The organism is Streptomyces sp. KLMMK, from assembly GCF_036961605.1.
GTDB lineage: Bacteria > Actinomycetota > Actinomycetes > Streptomycetales > Streptomycetaceae > Streptomyces > Streptomyces telluris.
On record NZ_JBAMDC010000756.1, the window covers coordinates 1 to 1,194 of the forward strand.

The 1,194-nt window shown below is 77.7% G+C and carries 1 protein-coding gene; it reads left to right on the top strand.

Annotation, left to right across the window (positions count from 1 at the left end; all coding sequences use genetic code 11):
* Positions 1-243 precede the first annotated feature (243 nt).
* The coding region (locus V7793_RS37760; RefSeq protein ID WP_443058092.1) for a maltokinase N-terminal cap-like domain-containing protein at positions 244-1,194 on the top strand (951 nt) is incomplete at its 3' end.

Genomic DNA, 1,194 nt, shown 5'->3' on the forward strand with positions numbered 1-1,194 from the left:
CTACTACGCACGGGCCGGGCCGAACGGATCGCTTCCGCTTCGGGACCGCCGCGGGGCCGCTGCCCGGCCGCCGCACGCCCGCACCAGGGGCCGCAGGCGCCGACCGAACGGACGATCCTCGCCCGACACCCCCGCCTCCGGCGGGGGACCCCAGCACCGCGCACCGGTCAATGCCGCAATCCGGGACCGCGATCCGGGACACTTTGCCCCATATGCCGTGCCCCGGGGAAAGGACGCGACGCCATGTCGGACGCTGCACCGTCCCGCCGGGGCACCGGACGCCGGGACACCGGACGGAAGGGGGGCGCCCCCGTTCCGCTGCTGTCCTCGGTCCGCGCCGCTCCCGCGGCCCACGCACCGGGCCAGGAGGCCGCCGATGCGGGGCTGCTGGGCTCGCTGGTGCCGCTGCTCTCCGAGTGGCTGCCGCGTCAGCGGTGGTTCGCGGGCAAAGGGCGCCCCATCACCGGCTTCACGCTCGTCGCCGCCACCGAGCTGCTGCCCCACCACACCGGCGCCACCGTCCCCGGCCTGCTCCACCTGCTCGTCCGCGCCCAGCAGCCCGGCGCCCCCGCCGGCAGCCGGCCCGCGGACGGCCCGGCGTCCGCCGCCCCCGCCCTCCACGCCGGCACCGACGACTGCTACCAGCTCCTGCTCGGCGTCCACGACGTCCTCCCGCCGCACCTGGCGCCCGCGCTCATCGGCCGCCCCGCAGGCGGCCCGCTGCACGGCCGCGCCGTCTACGAGGGCCTGGCCGACCCCCGGCTGGCCAGCCTGCTGCTGGAGCGGCTGCGGCTGCCCGGCCGGCTCGGGCCGCTGCGCTTCAGCCGCGAGGAGGGCGTCGTGATCGGCGCCGGGCTCGCCCCCCGCCTCATCGGCGCCGAACAGTCCAACTCCTCGGTCGTCTACGGCGAAACGTATATCCTCAAGCTCTTCCGCCGCGTCTGCCCCGGCACCAACCCCGACCTCGAGCTCCCCCGCGCCCTCGCCGGCACCGGCTGCGCCCGGGTGCCCGCCCCTGCCGCCTGGTTCGAGGCCGTCGTGCCCGGCGCGGGCACCGAACCCATGACGCTCGGCGTGCTCCAGCCCTACCTGCCCGGCTCCGCCGACGGCTGGCAGCTGGCCCTCAGCGCCCTCGCCGTCCGCGCCGACTTCACCGCCTCCGCCCGCGCCCTCGGCCACGCCACCGCCGAAGTG